At 40.6% G+C, this 13,384-nt stretch carries 12 protein-coding genes; 9 read left to right on the top strand and 3 right to left on the bottom strand.

What is annotated here, in order from left to right:
* Window positions 1–345: 345 nt before the first annotated feature.
* The gene (locus tag G7092_RS08720) at window positions 346–885 is read right to left on the bottom strand and encodes a P-loop NTPase family protein (RefSeq protein WP_166088206.1); all 540 of its coding nucleotides are present in this window, start codon (window positions 883–885) and stop codon (window positions 346–348) included.
* A 23-nt stretch (window positions 886–908) separates the two neighbouring features.
* The gene (locus tag G7092_RS08715) at window positions 909–1,742 is read right to left on the bottom strand and encodes a helix-turn-helix domain-containing protein (RefSeq protein ID WP_166088204.1); all 834 of its coding nucleotides are present in this window, start codon (window positions 1,740–1,742) and stop codon (window positions 909–911) included.
* A gap of 101 nt (window positions 1,743–1,843) precedes the next feature.
* Between G7092_RS08715 and G7092_RS08710 the strand changes: the two genes are divergently transcribed.
* The 9 genes from G7092_RS08710 (at window position 1,844) to G7092_RS08670 (ending at window position 12,165) form a co-directional block, all read left to right on the top strand.
* Window positions 1,844–2,140: a helix-turn-helix domain-containing protein gene (locus G7092_RS08710; protein WP_166088202.1), complete on the top strand. Its 297-nt coding sequence runs from the start codon at window positions 1,844–1,846 to the stop codon at window positions 2,138–2,140.
* A gap of 577 nt (window positions 2,141–2,717) precedes the next feature.
* The gene (locus G7092_RS08705) at window positions 2,718–3,329 is read left to right on the top strand and encodes a GIN domain-containing protein (RefSeq protein ID WP_166088199.1); all 612 of its coding nucleotides are present in this window, start codon (window positions 2,718–2,720) and stop codon (window positions 3,327–3,329) included.
* 175 nt (window positions 3,330–3,504) lie between these two features.
* Window positions 3,505–4,224, top strand: coding sequence for a head GIN domain-containing protein (locus G7092_RS08700; protein ID WP_166088198.1), 720 nt, complete (start codon window positions 3,505–3,507; stop codon window positions 4,222–4,224).
* 203 nt (window positions 4,225–4,427) lie between these two features.
* A complete protein-coding gene (locus tag G7092_RS08695) occupies window positions 4,428–5,417 on the top strand; it encodes a c-type cytochrome (protein WP_166088196.1) in 990 nt (329 codons plus the stop codon).
* Window positions 5,418–5,519: 102 nt separating this feature from the next.
* On the top strand, window positions 5,520–6,878 hold the full coding sequence (gene tig, locus G7092_RS08690) for a trigger factor (protein ID WP_166088194.1): 1,359 nt from the start codon (window positions 5,520–5,522) through the stop codon (window positions 6,876–6,878).
* Between the two features lie 314 nt (window positions 6,879–7,192).
* A complete protein-coding gene (locus G7092_RS08685; protein ID WP_166088192.1) occupies window positions 7,193–7,921 on the top strand; it encodes an ATP-dependent Clp protease proteolytic subunit in 729 nt (242 codons plus the stop codon).
* A 145-nt stretch (window positions 7,922–8,066) separates the two neighbouring features.
* Window positions 8,067–9,305 carry an ATP-dependent Clp protease ATP-binding subunit ClpX gene (clpX, locus tag G7092_RS08680; RefSeq protein ID WP_166088190.1) on the top strand — a complete coding sequence of 413 codons (1,239 nt, stop codon included), beginning with the start codon at window positions 8,067–8,069 and terminating at the stop codon, window positions 9,303–9,305.
* A 250-nt stretch (window positions 9,306–9,555) separates the two neighbouring features.
* Window positions 9,556–10,410, top strand: coding sequence for an AMP nucleosidase (locus G7092_RS08675; protein ID WP_166088188.1), 855 nt, complete (start codon window positions 9,556–9,558; stop codon window positions 10,408–10,410).
* A 393-nt stretch (window positions 10,411–10,803) separates the two neighbouring features.
* Window positions 10,804–12,165: a pyridoxal-phosphate dependent enzyme gene (locus tag G7092_RS08670; RefSeq protein WP_166088186.1), complete on the top strand. Its 1,362-nt coding sequence runs from the start codon at window positions 10,804–10,806 to the stop codon at window positions 12,163–12,165.
* Between the two features lie 70 nt (window positions 12,166–12,235).
* Here G7092_RS08670 and G7092_RS08665 read toward each other — a convergent pair whose 3' ends face one another.
* Window positions 12,236–13,354: a DUF6438 domain-containing protein gene (locus G7092_RS08665; RefSeq protein ID WP_166088183.1), complete on the bottom strand. Its 1,119-nt coding sequence runs from the start codon at window positions 13,352–13,354 to the stop codon at window positions 12,236–12,238.
* Between the last annotated feature and the right edge of the window lie 30 nt (window positions 13,355–13,384).

The following is a 13,384-nucleotide window of genomic DNA, read 5'->3' as shown; positions in this document are numbered from 1 at the left end:
AAAATTTAGGATTACGACTATGATATGGAGTATTAGGTTACAGGTGTTTAGATGGGTTTTTAAACCATAAGGTTAAACACGCGCAGAGTCTCGACTCACCCGGTCTACGCTTCGCTGGACCACCCTCTCTTCGGCTTCGCCGGAAAGAGGGTGGGAGAAAATGAAATGAAACCCCCTCTATGCGCGAAGCGGAGAGAGGGGTGACAAGCGCAGCGATGTCGGGGTGAGTCGATACTGCGCGTTCGATCTTTACATTAGTTTCAAGATTGGGAATCGCGCTATCACTTGATTTTTGATCATCAGACTTACGAAGTTTTCAAAACTTCGTAAGTCTTTTTTAAAGCGTTACAGCTCCTTCATCTTCTCCAAAACCAGCTCCACACGCTGCTGTACAGTGGTGTCGCCACGGATTTCTAAAATAGGGGAGTTTACCTGGCTCAACCAATTTTCGTGTACCTGCAGGGTGCGGCCCTTGGTGGTGTTATCATCATAACCAGTGGCCCACTTTATAAATACCTGGTAATTGGCGGCACGTTCCGGATCGGTAAAAATAGCGTCGCCGTAGCGTTCCAGCTCGCGGTTATGCAGACGCTGCATCCGGATGTGGTGGGGAATATATAGAAATACAACCAGATCAAACATACTCAGCCATTCGGTGCCCCAGCTTACCATCGATCCGCTGAGTATCCAGTCAGGTTGCTTGCCCGTATCATGTAATATCATGGCGTTTCGCAGTTCGGGATCGCGCTTTACGGTAAAGGGTTTTTCGGTTGTTTCCCAGAAGTATTTGTCGCTGTCAAACAAAGGGTAGTGCAGTTGCCGGGCCAAAGCGGTACCTAAAGTGGTTGAGCCGGCGCACGATGCACCCATGATGTGTATTTTCATACTTTATAATATATAATATAGCATCACGCGGTTTTACCGTAATGGCTTGCGTTGGTATTGGTTTGCTTTTTAAAATAGTTGGACAGGTGACTTACGTCCGTAAATCCAAATTCTTCGGCTATCTGGCTCAGGGTAGAAGTTTTGTTGCTGATACGGATCTCAATTAATTTAACACGGTAGCCGTTGATATAATCGCGATAGCTGATATCAAAGTTTCTTTTAAACCAGGCGCTGAAATAGCTGGTGGCGATATTAAAATGCGCGGCTACTTTTTTGATCTGGATGTTTTCGGGTTCGTAAATGTGCTGATGGATATAGGATATCAGCTCCTGTTTACCCGGCGGGCAGTTAACCAATTGCGAATCGATACGGCCCAGCGCCTGTGTGATTAAACCAAAGAGCGACAATATCTGGTAAAAGATATACGGGCAGGTGGCTATATCTGTCGATTCATTATACGCGGTAATGTTATCAATAGTGCCTCTTAAAATGGTTTTAAAGGGCTCGTCGAAAGTAAGTTTAATCTCTTTTAATAATTTGTGCCGCATCAGGTCCTGCGGACTGAATACGATCCCTACATGCGGAATAGATTGATTGTTAGAGCTGAAAAACTCATCGGTAAATTTAATCAGCGTAACACAGGTGTACTTTTTATAGTCGAAACAATGTTCATCCTCGGGGCATATTAAAAACAGGTCGCCAGCCTTGTATGGGAGACTGTTCTGATTGAGGATGTGCGTGCCGGAGCCCTTTTGCACATAAATAATTTCATAATAAGTATGGCTATGCCGGGCTTGTATCATGCCGGCACCCTCCACATTGCAAATTACCAGGGGCGCAAATTGCTTTTTTTTCATGTCGTAAATTTACAACTATATCGCCCCTATGTACAACAATTGTACGTGTATATATTTTTTTCTTTGAAATAGCTAAACGGTATTTTAATTGAATCACAATTATGACACACTTCAACCTCTCGGCAACAGCCCTTCCCGATGAATTTGTACAATATTGTCATTTGCATCAATATAACCTGTCGGTTAAAAAAAAGCACATTATAGCCCATGTTTTGAAGCTGGCCCAGGATGCCGATGTAGACACGCTGTCAAAACACATCCGCTTTAATGGGGTAAAGGTGAGCACCAGCAGTATTTACCTGGTGTTGCAATGGCTTATTGAACATGGCTTTGTAGTAAAAACAGTAAACGGCCGCAGTGAGGTTTATTACCGGCCGGTGAACCCGATAGTTAACTGAGGAAGACCAGTGATTTTACAAAAGACTTGTCATCTTGAGCATCGTTGAAGGATATCGGTGTAAAAGCCGTTCTGATGGAGATGACTCACCCCGGCGTCGCTTTGCTTGCCGACCCTCTCTTCGGCTTCGCCGTAAAGAGGGTTAAGAAGGTTGTTTTATTATTTTGTAAGTCTAAATTCCCTCTTTCCGCCGCAGGCGAAGAGAGGGTGACCAAGCGTAGCGATGGTCGGGTGAGTCGATTCACCACCAGTCGTTCGGCTCCAGCCGAGTGACCACTATTACTCGGCTTCCGGCAGATACTACACCATAATGTATTCAGATTGCGGATCAAAGACCTGTAAATAATTGTCACCTGGCCTGATCCGGGAGACTGCGACTACCATAATCAGCCATTTCCCCATTTTTCGCTAAAAATAATTTCGCCGTTCACCGATATAAATCCTCCGTTCACCGATAAAATACGGCCGTACATCTAATTGCCCCCAAATAGCTGTAACGTTTCAAAAATGCAGGCGTCATATAGATGTATTTAAAAAATAAGACAATACAATTAATTGACAATCAAAATATTAATATCATGAAAACAAAATTATTCACCATCGCAACTATGTTAGTTTTAGTAGGTGGTATCGCAGGCACAACTTATGCAGTTACTAATAATAAAGCAATCGGCAACGCTGCAACTGTGGTAAAAGAAGTAAGCAAAATCAGCAAGATCGAGATCCGTGGTAATGTAGAACTGTTTGTATCAGACGGGTCTGCCGATCAGGTAAAAGTTTACAACCGTTATTATGGCGAAAGCGCCCTTGTTCAAAGCGAAAACGGCGTGTTACGTATCACTTCATACAAAGCAGAAAAACTGGTTGTTTGGGTAACAGCTAATGATTTGCGCGCTATTAACGCTTATGACAATTCCCAGGTAAAATCATTTGGTAAATTATCAGCCCTTGAACTGGAAGTGAACCTGCACAACAATGCTACCGCTACCTTAAATGTAGATACTTACACAGCCAATGTTAACCTGGATGATCACGCTAAAATTGATCTGAGTGGCAGCGCTACTGTTTACACTTTAAACCACAGCAATACCACCAGCGTAAATAACAACAACTTTGCCGCCGAAAGCTTCAGTGATAAATTGAATGGTTTACCACAAAAAGAAATAGCAAACGAGTTTGCCGGTCTTTAATCCAACTTTTGCAAAAGTTCATCATATATTCTGAGAAGCTGTCACAATTTGTGGCAGCTTTTTTTATTTTTGATGTAACTTCAAACTTATAAACAACGTCACAAAGTAAAAAACACGATGAAACTATCACAGGCAATAAGGCCGGATAGCTTCATGACCATAAAAATCTATTACTATGAAAAAAGCAGGTTTAGCCATTGCCATTGTCGCGTGCGCATCATTCAGTATATTATCATCGTGTAAGCTTGTTTGCGTACATGGCTCAGGAAAAATAACAACCGAGCAACGCAAAGCCACTGATTTTAGCCGGATCGATATATCTGGTGCATACAAAATTCATTTAAAGCAGGATAGCTCGCTTAGTATTTCGGTTACGGGAGACGATAATTTACTCAAATATGTTTCTACCTCTGTTAACGGCGATAAATTAGTTATCAAAACCACCAAAACAATATGTTTGGATGATGACCTGGTGGTAGATATTGGCATACGTAAATTGGAGGAACTCAAGTCGTCAGGCGCAGTGGAGGTTTCATCAACCGGAAAAATCAATGCAGGTGATGTGAGCATTCACTTATCGGGCGCTTCAAAAATTAATCTTGACCTCAATGCCGCCAATGTTGATAGCCATGGCAGCGGTGTAAGCGAATTGAATTTAACCGGGCAGGCAGCAACGCACCAGGTATCTTTTAGTGGTGTGGGTAAGATCAATGCCTTTGATTTTGTAGTTGGCGAATACACTATTAGGTCATCAGGTGCAAGTCATTGCAAGATCAATGTATTAAAAACGCTGAATGTGCACTCTTCCGGTGCTTCGGAGATCAAGTATAAAGGTTCACCTTCAACCGTTAACAACGACAAGTCGGGCGCATCGAGCATTGAAAAGGTCGACTAAATAATTATTTTACTAGCTGACAAAAGGCAGGGGCGAAGGCTCCTGCCTTTTTTGTTTGCGGGGAAAATTTAAATGGAATTTCTTTTCATCGACGCAGGTGACTGGGTGAAAATACCGTAAATCTACGCACGCTTTTCCAGTGAAAATACGGTGGATACAGGGATGAAAAGTTACTTAGTTTTGCCGCGTTCTTATTACTTGTCATGAAAAAAATCTTAAAGTTTGCAGGCTACATTGTTATAGCCATTGTTTTAATTGTTATAGCCGGTATAAGCTATATTACCCTGGCCCTGCCCAATGTTGGCGAGCCCGAAAATATTAAAGTAGAAGCCACCCCGCAGCGTATTGAACGTGGCAAGTACCTGGCTAACCACGTAACGGCTTGTGTTGATTGTCACTCCACCAGAGACTGGACAATATACGCCGGCCCGGTGAAGGAGGAAGGATTAGGCGCAGGCGGCGAAAAGTTTGATGCAAATATTAATTTTCCGGGTAGTGTTTATGTGCCTAATATTACCCCATATCATCTAAAAAACTGGACCGACGGTGAATTGTTCAGGGCCATTACTACGGGGGTTAAAAAGGATGGATCGGCTATATTTCCAATTATGCCCTGGGAGTCGTACTCCAAAATGAGCCGGGAGGATGTTTATTCCATTATTGCCTACCTGCGTACGCTGAAACCGCAAAGAGCCGATTACCCCGAACGTGAACTCGATTTTCCGTTAAACATATTGGTGCATACCATGCCGGCAAAAGCCACATTAGGCACCGTGCCAGATGAACATGATACGCTGGCCTACGGCGCTTACCTGGTACGGATAGCGGCCTGTAAAGATTGCCACAGCCAGGCTAACAAAGGTAAAATAATTGAAGGACTGGAATTTGCCGGCGGGCATGAATACTCCTCACCAAATGGTGGCAAAATACGGTCGGCTAATATTACGCCTGATAAGGAAACGGGTATTGGCAACTGGACAAAGGCTCAGTTTTTGAACCGTTTTACCCAGTACGCTGATAGCACACATAAGCACCAGAGGATAGTACCAGGTGAGTTTCAGACTATTATGCCCTGGTATAAATATGGTAAAATGAAACTAAGCGATCTGGAGGCTATATACGCCTATATGAAAACAATTAAGCCGGTAAAAAACAAGGTAGATAAATATACTCCGGCAGAATTACGTGATTAAATTTAAAATAAAATTCATACTTTTGCGCCTCGAAATTTGTATAGCCTGAATTGGTTTTACGGCTACGTTTTGAACCATTAAATTAAAATACCCGGTAAAAAGATGAATATTACACAGGAAAAAGTAGATGCCCTGAACGCAGTTGTTAAGATCAACATTAACCCTGAAGATTACCAGCCACGTGTTGATAAAGCCATAAAAGAAAACGCTAAAAAGGCTAAACTGCCAGGCTTTCGTCCCGGAATGGTGCCTGCTGCACATATCAAAAAAATGTACGGTAAAAGTATTTTGGTTGACGAGATCAACAACTTGTTATCAGATACTTTAAGTAAATATATCGACGAGCAAAAACTGGAAGTATTGGGTCAGCCATTGCCAAAGGTTGATGACGAGAAAGAATATAACTGGGATTTTAATGATAATTTTGAATTTAACTACGAGTTAGGTTTAGCGCCGCAATTCAATATTGATTTCTCATCAAAAGATAAAACAACTCAGTACGTGATTAAAGTTGATGACGAAACATTGGCTTCACGTATCAAAAATATCCGTCGCAGCTATGGCAAAATGACAAATCCTGACGTATCGGCAGACGATGACGTGCTTTACGCAGATTTGGCCCAGCTTTCACCAGATGGTTCTGTTTTTGAGGGAGGCATAAGCAATACCGCATCGGTTAGATTAGACCAGATCAAAGACGAAAAAATAAAAAAATCATTGATCGGCCTGAAAAAAGGTGATGTAGTAACGCTGGATATTCAGAAAGCTTTTGATAACGAAGCGCCAAAGGTTGCTGCTTTATTAAAAATTGAAGAAGACGAAGCGGCTGAGTTAAAATCGAAATTTCAATTGACGGTTAAAAATGTAAACCGTTTAGAAGAAAGCGATTTGAACCAGGAGTTCTTTGACAAATTATTTGGTGAAGGTACAGTAACTACCGAAGCTGAATTTACGGCTAAAATTACTGAAGAGATTGAAACCATGATGGTTCAGGATTCAGAGCGTAAATTACAGGACGATATTTACAAACTGAGCGTAGCTAAGGTTGATTTTAACCTGCCTGATGAATTTTTGAAACGTTGGTTAAAAGCTACTAACGAAAAACTGAGCGATGAGGAATTGAATGGCGGTTACAATGATTTTGCAACCAACCTGAAATGGACCCTGATCGAAAACAAGATCATCAAGGACAATCAGATCGAGATTAAATATGACGAGGTTTTTGCATTAGCAAAAGTTCGTCTGGATCAGCAGTTCAGAATGTACAGCCCTCAGCCTATCCCTGATGAGCAGTTAGGTCAGTACACTGTACAATATCTTCAAAACAAAGAGAATGCTAACAAGATATTTGAAGAAGTAAAAGCGCTTAAAGTATTTGATCATATCAAAAGCGTAATCACTTTAGAGAAAAAAGATATTCTTTATACAGATTTCAGCGAGCTGGTAAAAGAGCAGCAATAAGCTCATTTTTACTTCTGTACAAAACACCAAAAGCAACTCACAAGGTTGCTTTTGGTGTTTTAAGTCGGGCAATTGATCTTTCAAAAAGGCGTCATTGCGAGGTACGAAGCAATCTCTACACAGGCAGGTCGGATTTGAATAGTTGATCTGTACAGCATAGAGATTGCTTCGTACCTCGCAATGACGCGTGCATTATACCTTCACCACTAAAATATTTTACTTAATACATACTATCAGGTAAGAATTTTATTCAACTAAAAACTATATTTATCGCAGGTAACTCCTGCATCTAAACAAATAACATAACAAAAACCATGAGTAGTAACATCGATAAGAACGAATTCAGAAATTATGCTGTTAAGCATCACCGTTTAAACAGCTTACACGTAGATAAATATATCTCTGCTGTTGACAGAAGCAGAATGCCATCCGGAATTTACACCCCAACCGGTATGACCCCGTATATCATCGAGGAACGTCAGTTAAATGTGGCCCAGATGGACGTGTTTTCACGTTTGATGATGGACCGTATTATTTTCCTTGGCGATGCCATTTATGAAAATATTGCAAACATTATCCAGGCTCAATTGCTGTTCTTACAGTCGGCCGATAGCAAACGCGATATCCAGATCTACATCAATTCACCTGGTGGTTCTGTTTACGCAGGTTTAGGTATCTATGATACTATGCAATTTATATCAAATGACGTGGCCACTATTTGTACAGGTATGGCAGCATCAATGGCAGCGGTATTATTATGTGCCGGTACCGAAGGCAAAAGGGCTATATTGCCACATGCAAGGGTAATGATCCACCAGCCATCGGGTGGTGCACAAGGTCAGCAGTCAGACATCGAGATCTCTTACCATGAGATCACCAAGCTGAAAAAAGAGCTGTACCAGATCATTGCCGATCATAGTGGTGCTCCGTTCCAGAAAGTTTGGGACGCTTCAGACCGTGATTACTGGATGATAGCCGAAGAAGCCAAAGAATTTGGTATGGTGGACGAGATTTTAAAAGGCAGCGGCAAAGCGAGTAAATAAGCTGCCGAAATAAGTTTTGAGTGTTGGGTTTTGAGTGATAATGAGGGTTTTACAACTGTTCATTGTTGCTTAAAACCCAGTACTTATAACTCAAAACTTTTTTTTCTGCCACTAATTAGTTAATTTTGAATTACAAACGAATCAGATGAATAAGAACAGTAAGGAAATCAGGTGTTCATTTTGCGGTGCAGGTAAACAGGATTCCCTGATGTTAATTGCAGGGCTCGACGCTCACATTTGTGATAAATGCGTTAACCAGGCTAATGAAATATTGGCTGAGGAGTTAAAGGTACGCAAGGTAAAAGCTTCACCTTCGGCACCTTCTTTGTTAAAACCTGCCGAAATTAAAACGCACCTTGACCAATATGTTATCGGTCAGGATGATGCCAAAAAGATACTTTCTGTAGCTGTATATAATCATTACAAACGCTTAAACCAGCGTATTGATAAGGATGAGGTAGAGATTGAAAAATCAAACATCATTATGGTGGGCGAAACTGGTACGGGTAAAACTTTACTGGCTAAAACCATGGCCAAGATATTAAACGTTCCGTTTTGTATCTGCGATGCTACCGTACTCACCGAAGCTGGTTATGTAGGCGAGGATGTGGAAAGCATACTTACCCGTTTGCTGCAATCAGCAGATTATGATGTAACCCTTGCCGAAAAAGGTATTGTTTACATTGATGAGGTTGACAAAATAGCCCGTAAAAGTGATAATGCCTCCATCACCCGCGACGTATCAGGCGAAGGTGTACAGCAGGCTTTATTAAAGATATTGGAAGGTACCATGGTTAACGTACCACCACAGGGAGGCCGCAAGCACCCCGACCAAAAAATGATCACCGTAAACACCAGCAACATATTGTTTATATGCGGTGGTGCGTTTGACGGTATTGATCGTAAAATAGCTAACCGTTTGCGTACGCAAACCGTTGGTTATAAATTAAAACGTGATGATAGTGAGGTTGACCTGAAAAACCTGTACAAATATATTACCCCGCAGGACTTGAAATCATTTGGGTTAATACCTGAGTTGATTGGCCGTTTGCCGGTACTAACTTATTTGAACCCGCTTGACAGGGCTGCATTGCGTAACATATTAACCGAGCCAAAAAACTCCTTGTTGAAACAGTACAAAAAACTGTTTGAATATGAGGGTGTAAAGCTTGATTTTGAGGATGAGGTGCTGGAGTTTATTGTAGATAAAGCCATGGAATTTAAGCTTGGCGCAAGGGGCCTGCGCTCCATCTGTGAGGCGATCATGATTGATGCCATGTTTGAGTTCCCATCTAAAAAAGATGTAAAGCGACTGCAGGTTACTTTAGACTATGCCCACGAAAAGTTTGAAAAATCGGATCTGAAAAAATTAAAAGTAGCGTAACAATTTGATATCAATTAAGTAGCTATCTTTATTATAATAAACACAGACCCTGGTGAAACGCCGGGGTTTGTTGTATACACAGGTTTTTATTTATTGGTATCAGGTTGTTTAAGGTATCAAGTAGCTAGTATCAAGTATCAAGATGATTATCACTTCGGTATAATTAATCCTGAATTAAAAGTCTTGATACTTGATACTAGCTACTTGATACTATTTGAACTAGTTACTTGATACTCAAAACACAAAAAATATGAATGAACAAATGAATGTAAAAAAGGATCCTACCGATGCACCGGTAGTAAAGGAAGTGCACACACCCGTAAAATCGGGATTAAAAACCAAGGATGCTATTGTGGTTAATTGGCTGCCACGTTATACAGGCAGACCATTAGAGGCTTTTGGCGAATACATCATACTAACCAACTTTTCGAAATACATCCAACTGTTTTCGCAATGGAATGATAACGCGCCGATCATGGGTCTGGAAAAGCCGATGCAAAGCGTTACCGCCAATGGTATTACTATCATCAATTTTGGTATGGGCAGCTCGGTAGCGGCTACTGTGATGGATCTGCTAACAGCTATACACCCCAAAGCAGTTATATTTTTGGGCAAATGCGGTGGTTTGAAAAAGAAAAATGCCGTAGGTGATCTGATACTGCCGATAGCCGCCATTAGGGGTGAAGGTACATCAAATGATTACTTACCACCAGAAGTGCCAGCATTGCCATCATTTGCTTTACAAAAAGCAATATCTACAACTATTCGTGATTTTTCACGCGATTATTGGACAGGTACCTGCTACACTACCAACCGCCGTGTTTGGGAGCATGATAAAGTATTTAAAAAATACTTGAAAGAGCTGCGTGCCATGGCTGTTGATATGGAAACTGCTACCATTTTTACCACTGGCTTTGCTAACAAAATCCCTACTGGAGCTCTGTTGTTAGTATCAGATCAGCCGATGATCCCGGAGGGCGTAAAAACCGCCGAAAGCGACTCAACCGTAACCGAACAGTTTGTAGAAACGCACTTGCGTATCGGTATCGAATCGTTAAAGCAGCTGATCAATAATGGTTTAACTGTTAAGCATTTGAAATTTTAATTGGCTCATGAAGCCAGTGATCATTTAATGCTGTCATGCTGAACGAAGTGAAGCATCTATTCAACAATAAATATGTTGAAGAATAGATTCTTCGCTATGCTCAGAATGATAGTTTTATTGAATTTATTTCCCCTCTTGCTTGTCATTTTGAGTGGTGGAGAATGATTTTATACAACTGAAATATCTCAGGTATAAAATCTTTCCTCGTGCCTTATTCGAGATGACATTTGTTTTTCTTATATTTCCTCTATTCCATAAAAAAAATATAAAATTTGTGTTATTCTTTCTGTGCGTGTATATCTATTTATTATTCTGTAAAGAAATATCATTTAAGAAAGTTAATTTTGATGCATTATTCGGCTAAGTATACCGGATTAGTAGATATTTAAATTTATGTGGTATAACAATATATTGGAAACCATTGGTCACACACCGCTGGTTAAATTAAACAAAGTAACAAAAGATATCCCGGCAACGGTTTTGGCAAAGATAGAAACCACTAACCCAGGCAATTCTATTAAAGACCGCATGGCTCTTAAAATGATAGAGGATGCCGAAAAAAGCGGTAAGCTAAAACCCGGCGGTACCATTATTGAAGGTACATCGGGCAATACGGGGATGGGTTTGGCTATAGCCGCGGTAATTAAAGGTTACAAATGTATTTTTACCAGTACCGATAAGCAATCCAAGGAAAAGTTTGATGCCCTGCGCGCTTTTGGTGCCGAGGTAATTGTTTGCCCTACCAATGTAGAGCCCGAAGACCCGCGTTCTTATTACTCTGTATCTTCCCGTTTGGAGCGCGAGGTGCCAAATTCGTGGAAACCCAATCAGTATGATAACTTGAGCAATTCGCAGGCGCATTATGAGCAAACCGGTCCGGAGATATGGGAACAAACCGGTGGCAAAATTACACATCTGATAGCAGGGGTAGGTACCGGTGGTACCATATCGGGCATAGCGCGTTATCTTAAAGAGAAGAACCCTAATATCCAGGTGCTTGGCATTGATACTTACGGCTCGGTATTTAAAAAATATAAAGAAACCGGTATCATGGATAAGAACGAGATCTATCCATACATCACCGAAGGTATCGGCGAAGACTTTTTACCGCAGAACGTCGACTTTAGCCTGATTGACCATTTTGAGAAAGTGACTGACCAGGATGCAGCCCTTATGACCCGCGAAGTTGCCCGCAAAGAAGGGATCTTCGCTGGTAACTCTACAGGATCGGCAGTAGCTGGTGCTTTGCAAATGAAGGATAAGTTTAAAGAAGGCGATGTAGTGGTGATCATTTTCCCGGATCATGGTACCCGTTACCTGGGCAAAATGTATAATGACGACTGGCTGCGCGATCGCGGATTTTTAAAGGATGGCAAACTAACCGCCGCCGATATCATCAGCAAAAAAGATGTGCAGGAAATTATCACTATCGACTGCGAAAAAAGCGTGTTGGAGGCTATCAATACTATCAAATCACTCAACATATCTCAGATTCCGGTAACACAGCAAGGTATGGTGATTGGCAAGATCACGGAAAGTGATATTTTGGATTCACTGATCGAGAATCCATCTATCAAATCGCAACCGATCAAAAATATTACCACAGCGCCATTTCCTTTTGTTGATCTGAATACTTCTATCGATAAGATCTCAGGAATGATCAATAAAGATAACATCGCCGTACTGGTTGAAGACGGTAATGGCAAAATTGAGATCATTACCCAATATGATATCATTAATGCTATATCGGCCTAGTTTTTAACTTTAAAGGCGAAAGAATAAAGATAAAAGGTGTTGTGCTGTTGCATGACACCTTTTTTTAATCCTATTCGGTAATTTTTTGCCAGTGCCAGTTTTTCTCGTTTATATCAAGAAAATTAAAGCCAATGTCAATAATTATTGACTTTTTGTTTACTTCAAACTTATAAAAACGTCCATCCGTATCAATATCATGGGGCTTTTTTATATCAAAGGGCGAGCTCAACTTATAACGTGATTTAAAAGTAGCGTTTGATACTTTTCCTTTTTGTAAATAATAGAACAACAAAAAGGTCTCTGATTGAGTTAAGGCCATACCCATATTAGCAGTTTTAAGATATACACCATTGGGGTAATTAATAGATGGGGTAGCTTCAGGGACAAGCATGCTTTTTAAGGCTATGCTTTGATATAAATACCGTAGCGGGGCATAAGCCCAGGTAAATTGATAGGGTGCTGCTAAGCCATAATCGTTTACCGATTTATATATTTTGCCATTTTTTACAAAAGTTGTGCTGATGGTTTCGTCATCTGTCCAGCCTACGTTGTAATCGTTTTTTAATAGATTAAAATCAGTATTCCTAAAATTATCTTGTAGTTGTTTGTATTGCGCTTTGGTAATTGAACCAGCAAATAATCCTTTCTTAGCGGTGTAAAATAGTCCATTAAATATAACAGATCCATCGGCATTTATCATGGTATTTGAGACAGGGCAAGTCCCAAAACAGCCCGAAGTAGATAAAATTATTTGATCAAATTCCGGCGTAGTATTTTCCTTGATCTGATAATGTTTAAATGTTGCTAATCTTCCATCAAAAATGAATTGTAATGAATCGGTAGTGAGTTTAATAAGGCGGTATTTGTTCCATTTATTACTGTCTATATCTAAAATCATTAGATCATTGGCTATGATCTTAAATTTAGATTTTGTACCTAAAAAGATACGGATACCATTTGTTCTTTTAAAGAAGCCTAATTTATACTCAACGGAATGATCTGCATAAAAAGTAAAGCCAGGTTTCTCGTCTTCAGGTGGTTCGAGCACTACGTTTTTGCCCGTTGGTGCTATTTTGCTTCTAACCTTAACCCAGTTGCCCAATATGTTTTTTTTGTTTGCCTGCTGCTTATCGTTACATGCACAGATACAAACGCAGGCTAATAAAAATAAGGTTGATAAATATCTCATATGATAATAAGGTTGGTATCTGTTGAACGC

The organism is Mucilaginibacter inviolabilis, assembly GCF_011089895.1.
GTDB lineage: Bacteria > Bacteroidota > Bacteroidia > Sphingobacteriales > Sphingobacteriaceae > Mucilaginibacter > Mucilaginibacter inviolabilis.
Note: the sequence above shows the minus strand (reverse complement) of the source record. Positions and strands in the feature narration are given on the sequence as shown.

Bases quoted from the DNA above. Each gene is read 5' to 3' on its own strand.
- G7092_RS08720 (WP_166088206.1), bottom strand. From the start codon at position 885: ATGAAAATACACATCATGGGTGCATCGTGCGCCGGCTCAACCACTTTA.
- G7092_RS08715 (WP_166088204.1), bottom strand. From the start codon at position 1,742: ATGAAAAAAAAGCAATTTGCGCCCCTGGTAATTTGCAATGTGGAGGGT.
- G7092_RS08710 (WP_166088202.1), top strand. From the start codon at position 1,844: ATGACACACTTCAACCTCTCGGCAACAGCCCTTCCCGATGAATTTGTA.
- G7092_RS08705 (WP_166088199.1), top strand. From the start codon at position 2,718: ATGAAAACAAAATTATTCACCATCGCAACTATGTTAGTTTTAGTAGGT.
- G7092_RS08700 (WP_166088198.1), top strand. From the start codon at position 3,505: ATGAAAAAAGCAGGTTTAGCCATTGCCATTGTCGCGTGCGCATCATTC.
- G7092_RS08695 (WP_166088196.1), top strand. From the start codon at position 4,428: ATGAAAAAAATCTTAAAGTTTGCAGGCTACATTGTTATAGCCATTGTT.
- tig (WP_166088194.1), top strand. From the start codon at position 5,520: ATGAATATTACACAGGAAAAAGTAGATGCCCTGAACGCAGTTGTTAAG.
- G7092_RS08685 (WP_166088192.1), top strand. From the start codon at position 7,193: ATGAGTAGTAACATCGATAAGAACGAATTCAGAAATTATGCTGTTAAG.
- clpX (WP_166088190.1), top strand. From the start codon at position 8,067: ATGAATAAGAACAGTAAGGAAATCAGGTGTTCATTTTGCGGTGCAGGT.
- G7092_RS08675 (WP_166088188.1), top strand. From the start codon at position 9,556: ATGAATGAACAAATGAATGTAAAAAAGGATCCTACCGATGCACCGGTA.
- G7092_RS08670 (WP_166088186.1), top strand. From the start codon at position 10,804: ATGTGGTATAACAATATATTGGAAACCATTGGTCACACACCGCTGGTT.
- G7092_RS08665 (WP_166088183.1), bottom strand. From the start codon at position 13,354: ATGAGATATTTATCAACCTTATTTTTATTAGCCTGCGTTTGTATCTGT.